The sequence below is a fragment of the Chryseobacterium fluminis genome (genome assembly GCF_026314945.1).
GTDB classification, from domain to species: domain Bacteria; phylum Bacteroidota; class Bacteroidia; order Flavobacteriales; family Weeksellaceae; genus Chryseobacterium; species Chryseobacterium fluminis.
The window spans coordinates 535,846-550,337 of record NZ_CP111121.1; the positions used below are offsets into that span (position 1 = coordinate 535,846).

The following is a 14,492-nucleotide window of genomic DNA, read 5'->3' on the forward strand; positions in this document are numbered from 1 at the left end:
TGTTTAAGCCTTTTTGGCTTTTTTCATTTCCTTTTTTGTTTTTTTGCCGCCACATTTTCCTTCGCCACACTTGGCATCTTTGGTTTTAGCATCCATCTTCTTGTCGCCACACTTGGCTTCGGTCTTTTTTTTGTCACCACATTTTGCTTCAGTACTCTTTTTTTCTTTGCCTCCGCAGGTAGCTTCGACCGAGTGGGCATCTGAAGATTTTACATTTGCAAAAGCGGTGTTGGTTCCCAATGTAAATGCTCCTAATGCAAGAGCTCCTACTAAAATTGCTGGTTTTTTCATTGTTTTAAATTTTAAAATTGTGTAGCAAAATTGCTGTCTGTATATTAATACCCACAAAACAAAAAAATCACCCGGAGATCGGATGATTTTTTTTAAGTATTTGAAAATCAAATACAAAAATTATAAATTTTCTTCTGCTTTCACTTTTTTAATCTGCTCGACACATTTGTACTTTTGGTTCTGTAACGTATGCTTATTAGAATAACCATAATTTTTCTGAATTTCCTCTACTGTTTTTTCCTTAAAAAACATGTCATGAATAAGTCCCTGGCAATGTTTTGTTATTTTGTGCAACAGATTCTGCAGTTTGTCCATGTATGATTTTTCACTTTCAATGGCAAGGCTGATTTCTTCGTAAAATCTATTGGTGTAAGTCTCGGAAAATTCCGTTTCATAACGGTTATTTTTAAGTCTTTTGAGCCATAGATTCTTTGAAATGGCCATGATATAGGTTTTGATTGAGGCGGTCAACTGAAAATTATCCTGCCGTAACTTTTCTAAAAGGACAATCATCGTATCCTGGAAAATATCTTCTGCGTCCTCAATATTCCCTTTATTGTGAATTATAAAGCGGTTAACCACCGGAAAATACTCTTTGTAAAGATTCCCGAAAGCATTGGTGTTTTCACCTTTTAGATCCTGAATTATATTTTTCATTATGTGTTTTTACTGAATTTTCATCAAGAGAACATGGTAATATACGAGATGCTTGGAATCATTATCAGAAATTCCGATTCACGCACGCATTAATTAACTATATTGATTACAGAATCGCCGAAGTATGAATGGGTATGATTCACTAGCAGGTCCTGTAAAATATTTTATTCCATTGATTATCAAATATAAGTAAAATATATTTTATTTAATGATTTTGATGCTGCTCACAGAAAACTGATTAACAATATGCAATAAGGAACCTAAGTTATTTATTAAATAGCATGTTACGAACGATTGTATCATAAGTGCGTGAATTTAACTTTCATAAGATTTATTAAATAAAAGTATTTTTTTTGCGCCGGTAGAACAATCTCATCAGACAATTTCATAGAAATCATTATTTTCAAATAAATCATATCAGAGAACAGTAGAGCTTAGAAAACCAAGCTACTGATGAAATTTTATGGAAAGTGGGAGTGATTTAAAAGTCTTCCCGGAAATAAAATGGCAGAGCAGCTTGTAAAGTTCTTGATGCATAATTTCAAAAAGAATGACTTAAATAATCTGGACCAAACGTGAATCCTGAAGCGGAAATTCAGAATGCTGAAAGATATACAATTTAACATAATATAAATTATAGGACTTTTAATATGAAGTCCGATTAGTATTTAATTTATTGATTATTCCTCATTTTAAGCCCTTTTAAAGCCTTTAATCAATCATTCGCCTTTTAAGCTATTAATACTATTTTTAAGTGCCTGTATGCTTCTGATATTCAGCTCTATGATCCATTTCGGCCCTTCCTCTATGCTGTATTACAATTGGCTACATTTCTTCAGATTGATGATAGTTACCTTGATTTTCCGTATCATGCCGGTAATTTTTTATGTTCACTCTTCATAGGTTTTCATCATTTAAGTTTATGATTAAAATAGCAGCAAAATTCAGATACTCCATGAAAATGAATCTGAAAATAATATCATTTTGTAATCCAAACTTATAAATACTTAATCTATTGAAAATCAATATATAATGCTAATCTTAATCACAGCTACCCTTTTAAATTATTCCTGACGCTTGCTAATCTTTTTAAAATCACTGATTACAATTGAAATTTTACTGAAAAATCGGTTTGAGAGCGATTTGTGATCATTTCAGATGCAGTGCTATCGTTATTTTTATTACATTTACTTCACCTCTCAACTTATCCTTACAATGAAAAACAGCCATATAACTTCCGAACAGAGTAATGAATTACTGGAGATCTTAAAAGATCGATTTGAAAAAAATAAATCCCGTCACCAGGGGCTTGACTGGGGAAAAATCAGGTACCGACTGGAGCAGAATCCTGAGAAAATATGGTCATTATATGAGATGGAACAAACGGAGGGCGAACCTGATGTGGTTGGATATGATAAAAAAAACGATGAATATATCTTCTTTGACTGCTCCCCTGAGAGTCCGAAACGCAGAAGTCTCTGTTACGATTACCAGGCCTGGGAAAGCAGAAAGGCCAATAAACCGGAAAATAATGTTATTGATAAAGCTTCGGAAATGGGAATCGAACTTTTATCGGAAGATCAATACCGGCAACTTCAGGCATTAGGGAATTTTGATCTGAAAACTTCAAGCTGGATAAAGACACCCTCCCACATCCGGGAACTCGGAGGTGCATTATTCTGTGACAGAAGGTATAACACTGTTTTTACGTACCATAACGGTGCTGATTCCTATTATGCAGCAAGGGGATTTCGCGGAGTTTTAAGAGTGTAAAACAGGCGCCTGCACCTTATACAGGAGATGTAACTTTCACATGCAGACTTCAGAACTACAGTTTAATTGATATGCTTATAAAATGTCCGATTGGATAGAAAATTAATTTTTTATTGACATCATTTTACACTCACATCAAAATAGTATTGTTATTTTAGCCTATAGAAATTTGAATAAACATTATATAAGGTATGAAAAGATTAATCATATTAGGGTCATTATCTCTTTTTGTGATGAGCTGTAATAAGAAAACCGAAGCTCCTGAAACAGAGATTCCCGGTAAGGATACCGCTGCTGCGACAGAACGTGTCGCTGATACTCTGGGAACAAAATCGTTCTGCTATATGGGCATTGCCGGAAAAGATACTGTTTTTGTGACTATCGATGACAATTTGGGAACAATCTCCGGTAAAATGGCCACTAAAAACAATGAAAAAGACAGTAATAAAGGTGATTTATCCGGCTTTAAGTCGGGAGACACGCTTAAGCTGACTTATGATTTTGCTGCTGAAGGCAAAACAGGAAATACAAATGATATTTATTTTCTTCAGACCAAAGATGGCCTTAGCGAAGGAATCGGTGAACGGGATCAGGAGACCGGAACAAAGTATGCGAATGACAGCAACGTAAAATACGGAAACGGAAGACTGTTAAAGATCGCTGACTGTAAGGTAGTTGCAAAAGCTTTAAAATAAATAAGGTAATTCATAAAAAATACAGCCATTTGAGGCTGTATTTTATATCATTTCAGATTCAATAATTTCTATAAATTCCCTGACAGCGATGTCACTGGTGTTCCATGAAGTGATCAGGCGTATCGCAGAATATTCCTCATTCATTTTTTTCCAGACATAGAACTCAAATCTTTCGGACAGAATTTCGATCAGATGATTATTTAAAATTGGGAAAATCTGATTGGTATAGGTATCTGCCAGGAACGCCACTCCCCTTTTTGCCATTGCTTTTTTCATTTTCATGGCCTGTTGATTGGCCTGCCTGGCCAGATCAAAATACAGATCATCTTTCATCAGTTCCAAAAACTGAATGCCCAGGAGCCTGCCCTTGGCGAGCAACGCACCTTTCTGTTTTATACTGAAGGCAAAGTCCTGTTGAAGCTCCTTATTATTAACTACAATTGCTTCCCCGATCAGCGCCCCGTTCTTGGTACCGCCTAAATAGAAAATATCGGTAAGCTCCGCAACTTTTTCCAGGGTCAGGTCACTGATTTCAGACGTAAGGCCATGCCCCATTCTCGCTCCGTCCATAAAAAGATAAAGCTTATTTTCCCGGCAGAATGCGGACAGTTCTTCCAGTTCTTGAAGACCGTAGATGGTTCCCAGCTCTGTAGAATTGGAGATGTAAACCAGTTTAGGCATAACCTGATGAGGAATGTTCCGGTGATTTTCCAACACCGGGATAATATCCTGCGGAGTAAGTTTGCCATCCTGTTTTTCAATGCTTAAAATCTTATGCCCTGTAGCTTCTATGGCGCCGGTTTCGTTGTTTAAAATATGTCCTGTAGATGCCGAAACAGCTGCCTGGTATAGTCTGAGAACAGCAGAAATGACAATCAGATTGGCCTGAGTTCCTCCGGAGACCAAAAAGACCTCTGAATTGTGATTATTAATTTTTTTTCTGATTAATTCTTTAGCCTTTAAAGAATATGCATCTTCTCCATATCCGGCCTGCTGATCAACATTATAACGGACAAGTGCATCTAAAATATTGGGATGACAACCTTCCGAATAATCATTTTTAAATGAAAATTTCATTAGGTAAAATTAAAAAAAGTTAAAAGAACAATCATTAATAATTCATAATATTTTGTTAGATTTGTCATTAAAATCATCTAACATGCTAAAAATAACACTTACAGAAGAAAACTATTTGAAAGCTTTATTCCACTTGGTAGACAAGGAAAAGAAAGTTACGATTAATGAACTTAGCAAATTTTTAAATGTTAAAATGCCGAGTGTTAATAATATGATGAAAAAATTTGCTGATAAGGGATGGGTTATTTACGAAACCTATAAACCTTTGATCGTCACTGAAAAAGGAAGATGTGAGGCTGCTCTGGTGGTACGAAAACATAGACTTACAGAAATGTTTCTGGTACAAAAGATGAATTTCGGCTGGGAAAATGTTCATGAAATTGCCGAACAGCTGGAGCATGTACATTCGCAGATTTTTTTTGATAAGATGGATGAAATTCTTAATTATCCGAAATTTGACCCTCACGGAGAACCTATTCCTGATAAGGACGGGAATATTATCGACCAGGATTTACAGAAGCTGAGCAACTGCGAGGTGGGTGAACAGGTGATCTTTGCGTCGGTTACTCTTTCTGATGATGCGTTTTTAAATTATCTCACCGAAAGGAAATTACTGTTAAATACTAAAATAAAAATTGTTAAAATAGAAAATTTCGACAAATCTGTCACAGTGGAAGTCCACGGGAAGCATGAAATTTTAAGCAGAAAAGCGACGGAAAAAATTCTGGTTAAAAAATAGTTCCGTTGATATTTTTCGCTGTCCGGAATTCATCAAAGTCATATTGATTTTAATATCCCGGAAACGGTTTCTACTTCCTTGGATGTATTGTAATAATGGGGTGACAATCGTACAATACCATCGATGTTTTTCTTAGTAAAATCTATCAGAGCCGAATTTTTATAGGTCACTGAAAAAAATACATTATTTTTTTTCAAAACTTTCTGGATATTTTCCAGATCTCCATCCTGGCTACAAAAAGTGACAATACTGCTCAGGTGATTGCCTATATCCCAGGTCTGAAAACCATTATCCTGTAAATCAGCTCTTAGTTTTTCTGATAATTTCCTGTTATACTCTTCTATGTTTTTCATTCCGACCGCATTCGCATACTTCACAGCTTCTATAAAACCTAATAGTGAAGCGTAAGAAATTTCCCAGTGTTCGAATCTTTTTGCCGTCTGAAATAATTCATAATCATCATATTCTGACCAATGGGCTCCTCTCATATCCAATAATAAAGGCGCATAACTCTGTTCCAGCAGCCTGTCAGAGACATATAAAAAGCCTGTTCCTCTCGGCCCACGCATAAATTTCCTTCCTGTCGCTGTAAGAAAGTCACAACCTATTTTTTGTACGTCCACCACCATTTGCCCCACAGACTGACAGGCATCCACCAGATATAAAATATCATATTGCCGGCAGATCTTACCGACTGCTTCGACATCCTGGATCAAACCTGAATTGGTAGGAATATGGGTAACTGCCACTAATTTCGGATGATGTTCTCTGATCAGGTTTTCCATATCTTCAAGATCCAGTTCGTTATCAGGAAGATTTTTTGTACGGAACACTTTCACCTTCAGATTTTTCTGCAGGGAAATAAAAACGATCTGGTTGGATATATAATCATCTGCCGTTGTGATGATACAATCTCCCTCTTTGAAAATAATACTGGACAAAGCTTTTGCATAGGCATCTGTAGCGCTGGTTGCAAAAGCAATATTGGAGGATTTGCAGTTAATTAATTTCGCCGTTTCATCATAAAACTGTTCCAACATATGTGCGTTTATATGAGCTGCTTCATAACCGCCATAAAGCTCTTCCTGGTGTGAGTATTCAGTCATCGAATCCACCACTATCTTTGGCATCAGTGAGGATCCTGCGTTATTCAGGAAAATTTTACCATCCTCAAGACCTCTGATATCTGCTCGTAGTTTATTTATATCCATTTGTGAGTTATTATTAATGCCATATTTTGCTGACAATTTGCTGAATGTAAAATATCCGTTGACAAGTATCTTCCCTGTCTAAACGATTTTCCGGTTATGGAAAGACATTCTCCATAAAAAATCCCGAAATTCGTTATCGGGATATATAAAGTTTAAGTTGGGGATAGGTTTAGTCAAGAACGCTCCAGCCCCTTTTCGGATTGTTGTTTGAAGAAACTTCCTGTTCGTTAACAATGATGTTTTCTTTTCGCTGACCGATATAATCCAGTTCGCTCAGTTTGGAGAAGATCGTTTCCAGACTTTTCAGCATTTGCTGAATATACAGCATAGGTTCGCCACAATTGTGATGGTCATAATTGGTTTCAGCGACAATAGAAAGTTGATTTAATAAGGTGTGGGGAGCAATCTCACTCCACTCCAGGCTATAATTCAGCATCTCTTCCAGTTCAGCGGGAACCAGGACCTGCGTTGCATTATACAGTCGAAGGGCCAGTTTCGCAAAAGATTCAATCAAAAAAATCGGCGGCTGGTACGGGGTAACGTTTCTGAACTGAAAGTACATGTCACCAAATGTATCGATCATGGTATTACACAAAAACTTAACGTTCTGTGCCAGCGCGGTATTCTGATTCTTGTGCGATGTTTTCTGGATAATTTTAAAGGCATACTGCTGCAGATTTCCGATGGACTTAGCAAAACTGTTGTAAAAATCCAATATTGAAGGATGGCTCTGAACCGAGGTACACGGAGGAATGAAATTAGAATCCACCTGAGCGATATTTCCGCGTAAGTCCACTTTTCCGATAATCAGATAATTACCTCCCGAATAACTGCTGTTCAGAGAAGTGACAGGTAATAATTCAATATGATGGTTGGATTGCGTATTCGGATGGCGTGGCGGAATTTCTTCAGGATCAATATCTCCAAAAGGCACCTTATCAAAAGGATTTACAGAAATTAATATATAATAATCTCCGTCTGCCTGCTCTTCGTTCATTGATTTCGCCAGTGATTTTACGCTTACTCTTCTGTCATTCAATTCAATCCTATAACCGGCCATCGTAATGGCACTGCAGTGCTTGATCACCAGCTGTACATCGTTGGTTGCCGTATTATGAACATCAAAAATTGTCCGGTCCGTAAATTCGTTCGAAATGGGTAACAGCCCGTAATTATATGTAGTGATCCCCAATGAATTGGCATCTCTGATGGTATCAATTAAAAAGTTATCCTGATCATTCAAGTGGCGCTGGGAAACTTTCATCCCGTCTACCCAGTTGATTGCAAAATGTTTAATAGACTGTATCATAGTAATACTTTTAATATATGTGATTATGCTTTTCTAAGTCCTTCTTCCTCATGCTGGATTACTCTTTTGCAAATAACAACTTCATTTTCTGAAATATCATTTGCGGAGATATCCTGATCGAAATCAATATATTTCCGGAAACTGAAAAATGATTTCTTGGTGTAGAATATCCAGTAGTACGGGTCTTTTTCCTGATCTGAAAGATGGATAATAGAATTTGGGTTTTTATGGTTATAGTCATCTACCACCCTGTAAAACCAATCTCCGAAAGTTACGCCGGTAGGTAAAGTTTTAGCTTTAATTCTAAATCTGTTGGCATCTTCAAGATTTTTGCTGAGTTCTACATTGAGTACCATCAGACGGTCAAAATCTGCGCCTTCAAAATCCGGAAGCCTCTGATCAGGGGAATATCTCCAGGTCTTATAGATATCAACCGGAATACTGATAAACTGTACATAACAGTAATGGAATACCATGGGCACTACAAAGATAAATATACTGGTAGCAGCCATAACAGGATACCCCATACCTTTACTCATCCAGTTAAAAATCAGATAGAAGAGATATCCTCCAAAGCCTATGCAGGTAAGGGTCAGGATCGATTCGAATAAGATACTATTAGACTGCGATTCAAAATGCTTTTTAAAATAAATATCCAATAAGTTAACGTGGATAATCCCCAGAATAAGATATATAATCTGCGCGATCAGATACCAGTATGGGTTAAATAGATTTCCAGCAAATCCGAAAAATCCCGGAAGGGCAAGACAAAGGCTGCAAAGCAGCACGTATATGATAATGGTTTTGATTTTTATGGCAGGCTTATTCCGTCTGATGACTCCTAAAATCACCATCATGATTACTGCAAATAAAGGCATTAGAATATACCTTAAGAAGATACCTTTTACTGAAGAAATTTCCATTGGTCTTTTTTCAAATTTATATTGTATTGGTGCTTGTAAATATAGTAAAATATTTTACAGAAAAGTAGAGTAACCGAGGCGGCTGGCATTTCTTTCATCATCTTCCAGAGCGAATGAATATTCTTTCTTTTCGGTAATGAAATTTTCCTCCACATCTACATTGACAGGTAAAAAATAATCATATAAAGCCTGAAGCACTTTTCTGAAGGGATGGCCATCGATAAATTTTTTCATCTCATGATAAGGAATTGGTCCGATATTAACAACCCAATTTCTAAGTCCGTCCATATGTCTTCCGCTCGGAATGTAAGTTACTCCCAATCTGGCGTTTCCCAGTAAGAGAGAGTCATTGCTCTCTTCAATACCATCAATAATATTTGGGGTAAAGGAGACTTCTACAGGTACCTGCAGAAGAGCACTCATACATCGTTCAAACCACTTTTTATCCCCTCTGATCTGGTGAAAAAACGGTAATATATAAATGAAAATATAAGCATTTTGCGGATCAAGCATTTTTATCAAAGGCCAGAGCTCACTTACCGTTTCAAGCAACGTATCTGTATCACTTGTTATTTCGAATTCAAATTCCTTAAGCAGCGCACTGATTTCTGTAAAGAAAATCTCAAGCTCAAAAGGACGGAAAAATTTCCGGGCGTCTTCTTCTACCCTTTTCTGTTTCCGGATCTCACGGACGACCGTATCGACGTTTTTTCTGGAAGCACCCAATGAAGGCGGATGGAACAATCCTTCCGGAAGATAGTCGTAAATACCCTCCCGATAGGTTTCGATGGTAAAAACTTCTTCATCAAAACCCAGAAAACTGCTCGATATACTTTTGATATCCTTAAGATAGGCCCGGTCGTTTATTCCTATCCTTTCAATAAAAATATTACTGACTGCCCGGTGGTATTTTAAAAGGTTAACTGCCACGGCTTCTGCCCTGAAGTCGGTCTGCAGCTTATTGTAATTCATCTCTACAATATTGTTCTCATACATAGTGTTTCCGCGATTTGGCCTGTAAAGGTAATATATCTCTCATTATTGAAAAAGCATTTATCAATAATTTTAACCTAAAAATACTAATTTATCGGCAGTAAAAAGAATAATATCCGGCAAAAAAAGTAAAAAAAAAGTTACGGGTATCATTCGCGGCTTTATTAGTCCGATTTAATGATTAAGTTAATTTTTTAAATCATTACATTACCATTAAGATAAACTTTAAATTAACCGTATCTTTGCACTTTGAAAATGTTATTTACAATGAAAAGTATTTATTCTAAAATTTTGATTTTAGCATTCATCACCTCTTCGCTTTATTCCTATGCATGGGGATTGACGGGGCACAGAATTATTGCAGAAATTGCAGAAAATCATCTTTCGGGAAAGGCAAGAAGAGAGATTAAAAAGATTATGGGAAGAGAGCGTCTCGCCTACTGGGCAAACTGGCCGGATTTCATCAAATCCGATACGACGGGAGCATGGAAGCAGGCTTCAGCATGGCATTACGTAAACATCGATCCACAAACAGATTTCAAAGCATTTGAGAAAAACCTGGAAGCTCAGGCCGGTCCGAGTTTATATACTCAGGTGAAGGTATTATCCAGCCAGATCAAAGATGTGAAAACTTCTGAAAAAGATAGAAAAATCGCTTTGATTTTCTTGATTCATATGATGGGAGATCTGGCCCAGCCTCTACATGTGGGAAGATCTGAAGATCTGGGAGGAAATAAAATTAATGTAACCTATTTTGGGGAGAAAACAAATCTACACTCTGTCTGGGATGGGAAATTAGTAGACTCTCAAAAATACAGCTATACAGAATACTCAAAATTACTGGATATTAAATCAGACGACGAGGTTAAGCAGATCCAGACCGGAACTTTAGAAGACTGGCTGTATGATTCTCACAAAATCGCGAACAAAATCTATGCGCAGACCCCAAATGATTCAAAATTATCTTACGATTATCAGTACAGATTCTATGATACCATGGAAAGACAACTTCTTTACGGTGGCCTGAGACTGGCAAAAATGCTGAATGACCTTTTTTAAAGATACCAACAGCTTGATCATCTTATTGGATGGTCATACTACTAATATAAGCGGAACTTTGGTTTCGCTTTTTTTTATGCTGTTATTTTTTTAAAATTATTATACGAGGCATCCGGAATCTATATGGAATAAAGCTTTTGTAGTAGCGTTTTAAACCTTTAAGGTTTGGTCTTTAGATTTAATATCAGAGTATTTGAATGATAGATTGTATGTCAATTATTCTATCTGGATTACTATCAAACCTAACGGGTTTCAAAAACCCGTTAGGTTTATGTGGGCATAGATTGCATAAACGGTAAATTGATGTATGAATTGAAACAAGATAAAAGTGGGATCACACTTTAAAAAATTAATGCATTTAATTAAAATGCTTTAAGATGCTGTCTTTTTTCCTGATCAGCTTGAGATCACAACTGATGAAATCCCTTTTGTACGCAGTGAGAGCCATAATTTACAACTAATTTTTCAATTTTGTTTTAAATTAATAAAAATAATTAAAATAGGTGTAACCTTTTCCCCTTCCCAAGCGTATAATAGTATAGTAACTCTTTTTTGAGGAAAAAATAGATGAGACAATTAAAAATCACTAAGCAGGTAACCAACAGGGAAACTGCTTCATTAGACAAGTATTTGCAGGAAATTGGTAAGGTAGAGCTGATCACTGCGGACGAAGAGGTAGAATTGGCACAAAGAATACGTGCGGGCGACAGAGCTGCACTTGAAAAATTAATCAAGGCCAACCTTCGTTTCGTAGTATCCGTATCTAAACAGTACCAAAATCAAGGTCTTTCTTTACCCGATTTAATTAATGAAGGTAATTTAGGGCTGATGAAGGCGGCAAAAAGGTATGATGAAACAAGAGGTTTCAAATTTATCTCTTACGCAGTGTGGTGGATCCGTCAATCCATTTTACAGGCTTTGGCAGAACAGTCAAGAATTGTAAGATTGCCATTGAACAAAATCGGATCTATCAATAAAATCAACAAAGCATACGCTCACCTTGAGCAGGAAAATGAAAGACCGCCTTCCCCGGAAGAATTGGCTGAAGTTCTTGACATGAGCGAGGAAGATATTAAAGAATCTATGAAAAACTCCGGTAGACACCTGTCTATGGATGCACCTTTGGTAGAAGGTGAAGATTCTAATCTTTATGACGTATTGCGTTCAGGAGAATCTCCAAGTCCCGATAAAGATTTGATGCTGGAATCTCTTCAGATTGAGATCGAAAGAGCATTAAATACCCTGACTCCAAGAGAGGCGGATTTGGTAAGACTTTACTTCGGACTGAACGGAAAGCACCCGATGACCCTTGAAGAAATCGGTGAAACTTTTGATCTTACAAGAGAGAGAGTTCGTCAGATCAAGGAAAAAGCGATTAAGAGATTGAAACACAATACCAGAAGTAAGATCTTAAAATCTTATTTAGGTAAATAATTTTAACGAAACAATGTATAGGCGGAGCTTGATTTCAGGCTCCGTTTTTTTATTTTTGTTAAGATGAATGATTTATATATTTTAGTGATAGGATTTATCACCTTATTTGTTTCCATCAATGCTATACTCTATTTTTATATAAAGAGACAGCACAAAAAATTTTTCAGGTTTATTGCCGGCAGAGAATATGTTTTATTGGAGAAAGTGGAAACGCAGATTGAAAAATATTCTAAGGTGAATACAAAACTGTTGTACAGGAAATCGAATATCGTCTTTTTAGATTACGAATTTTTATTCTTACCTATAACAAGCCCACCATGCTGATTCAAAAAAGTAAGGAAGTATTTCCAGGTGTTTTTAAAAAATTTTCTTTTAACTCGAAAAGAAAAATTAATGATCATCTTAAAATTAAAGGAGTTTTCTACGAAGGTTTTATAAAGACAGATTATATAATATCCCTTAATTTAAAAGACAGAAACTTTAGTCCTGAAGAATATTTAACCCCATCTGAAAAAGTAAAAGATCTTTATTCATAAATAAAATTAACATCCATGAAAAAAATACTTATCCCTGCTATTCTGCTCTTAATGCTCACTTCATGCTGGGAAAACAGATCTGAAAATAAACCCTTAATAGAGAATGCCGTAGATCATGCAGATTCTTCGATAAAGGGTTCTTTCGAAAGCGGACGCAACGACAATATGATTGATAAGATTTATTCTGAAATCATTAAAAATGATAAAAAATTATCCGCTCTTGACGATAAAATTTTAAAAATATATGATCAATCCGGAAAAGTTCTTAAGAATTATGATGATATTCTAAATAAATCAGCATCTTATTATAGGGATGCAAATGATCAGGCAAATGCAATAACAGACTCACTTCTGAAGCATGAGGTACAAAATGAAATTAAAATGAGTTCTGATCAGTATGAACTCAAAATAAAAAATGTAAAAAATCTCATTTCTCAATTGAATACAAATATGGAGAGAATAAATGATTTATATACGATCTTCAAAATAAGAAAGACCCTACCGGAGATTGAAAAATACCAAAATGCACATCCTTTGAAAACTGACAGTCTGGAAAATTTTGTTAAGAAACAAAACCAGCTATTGAACGAACTGAAAAATTTAAAATAATGAATCCAATTTCAATTATAGGAGCGGGAATCGGAGGTTTAACACTCGGGAATATTCTAAGACAGCACAATCTCGATTTTACGGTCTACGAATCTGCCCCTGAAATAAAGCCCGTGGGTTCAGGAATTATGATGGCTATCAATGCGATGCAGATTTTTGATAAATTGGGTCTGAAAGAAAAAATTGAAAAGGCAGGAAATAAAATACACGGAATTTCTATTACAGATGAAAAACTGAAACTGATCTCGCAAACTCATGTTTCGGAACTCGAAAAGAAATACAGCTCTTGCAATGTCGCCATTCACAGAGCAGAACTTCAGAAGATTCTGGCTGAGAGTTTGGGCTTTGAAAATATTAGACTCAACCATTCAATAAATACCATTAAAGAGGATGACAATTATCTTTTACAGTTTGAAAACGGCCATCAGACTGAAAGTAAAATTGTTTTCGGAGCAGATGGCATTCATTCCAGAATCAGAAATCAGATATTCAGAACGGGAACGTTACGCAATACCCATCAAATGTGCTGGCGGGGATTAGTGGATTTCAATTTACCTGAGAAATTTTATCATGAAGCCATTGAAGCTTGGGGGAAAGGAAAACGTTTTGGTTTTGTTAAAATGACTGACAATAAACTCTACTGGTATGCGGTTATCAATAAAGGGAAATACAATCCTAACAGTAGTTTGTCGGGAAATTTTCACGGATTCCATCCGTTAATTAATGAGATTATTGAATCTACTTCAGAAGAAAATATCATACTCAATGATCTTCTTGATCTTTCACCGATCCCAAAGTGGCACACTCAGAACCTCTGTTTAATCGGTGATGCAGCCCATGCCACAACCCCTAATCTTGGGCAGGGAGCCTGCCAGGCTATCGAAGATGCCTATATTATCGGGAAACTGCTGGAAAAAAATACAAATTTCAACAGTATATTTGAAAACTTTCAGAAAATCAGACGAAAAAAGGTCGATCATGTGGTAAGTACAAGCTGGAAGCTGGGAAAATTTTCCCAATGGGAAAAAGCGACTTATCTGCGCAATGCATTGATGAGATCAGTTCCTGAGCGTATAACCCGTAAGATGGTGGAAAGGGTCATACAACTGGAAATGTAATTTGTAATAGCCCTATTAAGGTTTCAAACCTTAACAAAGCTAAAAAATACGCCCTGATCATCGATACT

At 36.3% G+C, this 14,492-nt stretch carries 16 protein-coding genes; 9 read left to right on the plus strand and 7 right to left on the minus strand.

What is annotated here, in order from left to right:
• Positions 1-3: 3 nt before the first annotated feature.
• The gene (locus tag ODZ84_RS02490; RefSeq protein WP_266175436.1) at positions 4-291 is read right to left on the minus strand and encodes an HvfA family oxazolone/thioamide-modified RiPP metallophore; all 288 of its coding nucleotides are present in this window, start codon (positions 289-291) and stop codon (positions 4-6) included.
• A 120-nt stretch (positions 292-411) separates the two neighbouring features.
• Entirely contained in the window at positions 412-948 is a 537-nt protein-coding gene (locus ODZ84_RS02495) for an RNA polymerase sigma factor (RefSeq protein WP_266175437.1), read from the minus strand.
• Between the two features lie 1,215 nt (positions 949-2,163).
• On the opposite strand from ODZ84_RS02495, the gene ODZ84_RS02500 reads away from it, so the two are divergent.
• A complete protein-coding gene (locus ODZ84_RS02500) occupies positions 2,164-2,721 on the plus strand; it encodes a DUF4256 domain-containing protein (protein ID WP_266175438.1) in 558 nt (185 codons plus the stop codon).
• 191 nt (positions 2,722-2,912) lie between these two features.
• Positions 2,913-3,416 carry a hypothetical protein gene (locus ODZ84_RS02505; RefSeq protein WP_266175439.1) on the plus strand — a complete coding sequence of 168 codons (504 nt, stop codon included), beginning with the start codon at positions 2,913-2,915 and terminating at the stop codon, positions 3,414-3,416.
• A 42-nt stretch (positions 3,417-3,458) separates the two neighbouring features.
• Here ODZ84_RS02505 and ODZ84_RS02510 read toward each other — a convergent pair whose 3' ends face one another.
• On the minus strand, positions 3,459-4,493 hold the full coding sequence (locus ODZ84_RS02510; RefSeq protein WP_266175440.1) for a threonine aldolase family protein: 1,035 nt from the start codon (positions 4,491-4,493) through the stop codon (positions 3,459-3,461).
• 82 nt (positions 4,494-4,575) lie between these two features.
• On the opposite strand from ODZ84_RS02510, the gene ODZ84_RS02515 reads away from it, so the two are divergent.
• The gene (locus ODZ84_RS02515; RefSeq protein ID WP_266175441.1) at positions 4,576-5,232 is read left to right on the plus strand and encodes a metal-dependent transcriptional regulator; all 657 of its coding nucleotides are present in this window, start codon (positions 4,576-4,578) and stop codon (positions 5,230-5,232) included.
• A 38-nt stretch (positions 5,233-5,270) separates the two neighbouring features.
• Here the strand turns inward: ODZ84_RS02515 and ODZ84_RS02520 are convergent, their stop codons facing one another.
• The 4 genes from ODZ84_RS02520 to ODZ84_RS02535 all read right to left on the minus strand — a co-directional run bounded on the left by ODZ84_RS02520 (position 5,271) and on the right by ODZ84_RS02535 (position 9,647).
• Positions 5,271-6,443: an aminotransferase class V-fold PLP-dependent enzyme gene (locus tag ODZ84_RS02520; protein ID WP_266175442.1), complete on the minus strand. Its 1,173-nt coding sequence runs from the start codon at positions 6,441-6,443 to the stop codon at positions 5,271-5,273.
• Positions 6,444-6,612: 169 nt separating this feature from the next.
• Positions 6,613-7,752 carry a hypothetical protein gene (locus ODZ84_RS02525; RefSeq protein WP_266175443.1) on the minus strand — a complete coding sequence of 380 codons (1,140 nt, stop codon included), beginning with the start codon at positions 7,750-7,752 and terminating at the stop codon, positions 6,613-6,615.
• 23 nt (positions 7,753-7,775) lie between these two features.
• Complete coding sequence (locus ODZ84_RS02530) at positions 7,776-8,675, minus strand: TssN family type VI secretion system protein (RefSeq protein ID WP_266175444.1); 900 nt, start codon at positions 8,673-8,675, stop codon at positions 7,776-7,778.
• Between the two features lie 54 nt (positions 8,676-8,729).
• Complete coding sequence (locus ODZ84_RS02535) at positions 8,730-9,647, minus strand: type VI secretion system baseplate subunit TssG (protein ID WP_266175445.1); 918 nt, start codon at positions 9,645-9,647, stop codon at positions 8,730-8,732.
• 288 nt (positions 9,648-9,935) lie between these two features.
• Here ODZ84_RS02535 and ODZ84_RS02540 point away from each other — a divergent pair, with 288 nt between their 5' ends.
• The 6 genes from ODZ84_RS02540 (at position 9,936) to ODZ84_RS02565 (ending at position 14,424) form a co-directional block, all read left to right on the plus strand.
• Positions 9,936-10,727 carry a S1/P1 nuclease gene (locus tag ODZ84_RS02540; protein ID WP_266175446.1) on the plus strand — a complete coding sequence of 264 codons (792 nt, stop codon included), beginning with the start codon at positions 9,936-9,938 and terminating at the stop codon, positions 10,725-10,727.
• Positions 10,728-11,294: 567 nt separating this feature from the next.
• A complete protein-coding gene (locus ODZ84_RS02545) occupies positions 11,295-12,161 on the plus strand; it encodes a sigma-70 family RNA polymerase sigma factor (protein ID WP_002979276.1) in 867 nt (288 codons plus the stop codon).
• 63 nt (positions 12,162-12,224) lie between these two features.
• On the plus strand, positions 12,225-12,485 hold the full coding sequence (locus tag ODZ84_RS02550) for a hypothetical protein (protein ID WP_266175447.1): 261 nt from the start codon (positions 12,225-12,227) through the stop codon (positions 12,483-12,485).
• Positions 12,479-12,697, plus strand: coding sequence for a hypothetical protein (locus tag ODZ84_RS02555; protein WP_266175448.1), 219 nt, complete (start codon positions 12,479-12,481; stop codon positions 12,695-12,697). The genes ODZ84_RS02550 and ODZ84_RS02555 overlap by 7 nt, the downstream gene beginning before the upstream one ends.
• A gap of 15 nt (positions 12,698-12,712) precedes the next feature.
• Positions 12,713-13,306 (plus strand): hypothetical protein, encoded by a 594-nt coding sequence (locus ODZ84_RS02560; RefSeq protein WP_266175449.1) that lies wholly within the window; start codon positions 12,713-12,715, stop codon positions 13,304-13,306.
• The gene (locus ODZ84_RS02565; protein ID WP_266175450.1) at positions 13,306-14,424 is read left to right on the plus strand and encodes an FAD-dependent monooxygenase; all 1,119 of its coding nucleotides are present in this window, start codon (positions 13,306-13,308) and stop codon (positions 14,422-14,424) included. The genes ODZ84_RS02560 and ODZ84_RS02565 overlap by 1 nt, the downstream gene beginning before the upstream one ends.
• The last annotated feature ends 68 nt before the right edge of the window (positions 14,425-14,492 follow it).

Excerpts from the sequence above, each read along its gene's own strand:
- ODZ84_RS02525 (WP_266175443.1), bottom strand. The coding sequence starts at position 7,752 with ATGATACAGTCTATTAAACATTTTGCAATCAACTGGGTAGACGGGATG.
- ODZ84_RS02545 (WP_002979276.1), top strand. The coding sequence starts at position 11,295 with ATGAGACAATTAAAAATCACTAAGCAGGTAACCAACAGGGAAACTGCT.
- ODZ84_RS02515 (WP_266175441.1), top strand. The coding sequence starts at position 4,576 with ATGCTAAAAATAACACTTACAGAAGAAAACTATTTGAAAGCTTTATTC.
- ODZ84_RS02520 (WP_266175442.1), bottom strand. The coding sequence starts at position 6,443 with ATGGATATAAATAAACTACGAGCAGATATCAGAGGTCTTGAGGATGGT.
- ODZ84_RS02500 (WP_266175438.1), top strand. The coding sequence starts at position 2,164 with ATGAAAAACAGCCATATAACTTCCGAACAGAGTAATGAATTACTGGAG.
- ODZ84_RS02535 (WP_266175445.1), bottom strand. The coding sequence starts at position 9,647 with ATGAATTACAATAAGCTGCAGACCGACTTCAGGGCAGAAGCCGTGGCA.
- ODZ84_RS02555 (WP_266175448.1), top strand. The coding sequence starts at position 12,479 with ATGCTGATTCAAAAAAGTAAGGAAGTATTTCCAGGTGTTTTTAAAAAA.
- ODZ84_RS02565 (WP_266175450.1), top strand. The coding sequence starts at position 13,306 with ATGAATCCAATTTCAATTATAGGAGCGGGAATCGGAGGTTTAACACTC.
- ODZ84_RS02505 (WP_266175439.1), top strand. The coding sequence starts at position 2,913 with ATGAAAAGATTAATCATATTAGGGTCATTATCTCTTTTTGTGATGAGC.
- ODZ84_RS02530 (WP_266175444.1), bottom strand. The coding sequence starts at position 8,675 with ATGGAAATTTCTTCAGTAAAAGGTATCTTCTTAAGGTATATTCTAATG.
- ODZ84_RS02490 (WP_266175436.1), bottom strand. The coding sequence starts at position 291 with ATGAAAAAACCAGCAATTTTAGTAGGAGCTCTTGCATTAGGAGCATTT.
- ODZ84_RS02550 (WP_266175447.1), top strand. The coding sequence starts at position 12,225 with ATGAATGATTTATATATTTTAGTGATAGGATTTATCACCTTATTTGTT.
- ODZ84_RS02540 (WP_266175446.1), top strand. The coding sequence starts at position 9,936 with ATGAAAAGTATTTATTCTAAAATTTTGATTTTAGCATTCATCACCTCT.
- ODZ84_RS02495 (WP_266175437.1), bottom strand. The coding sequence starts at position 948 with ATGAAAAATATAATTCAGGATCTAAAAGGTGAAAACACCAATGCTTTC.
- ODZ84_RS02510 (WP_266175440.1), bottom strand. The coding sequence starts at position 4,493 with ATGAAATTTTCATTTAAAAATGATTATTCGGAAGGTTGTCATCCCAAT.
- ODZ84_RS02560 (WP_266175449.1), top strand. The coding sequence starts at position 12,713 with ATGAAAAAAATACTTATCCCTGCTATTCTGCTCTTAATGCTCACTTCA.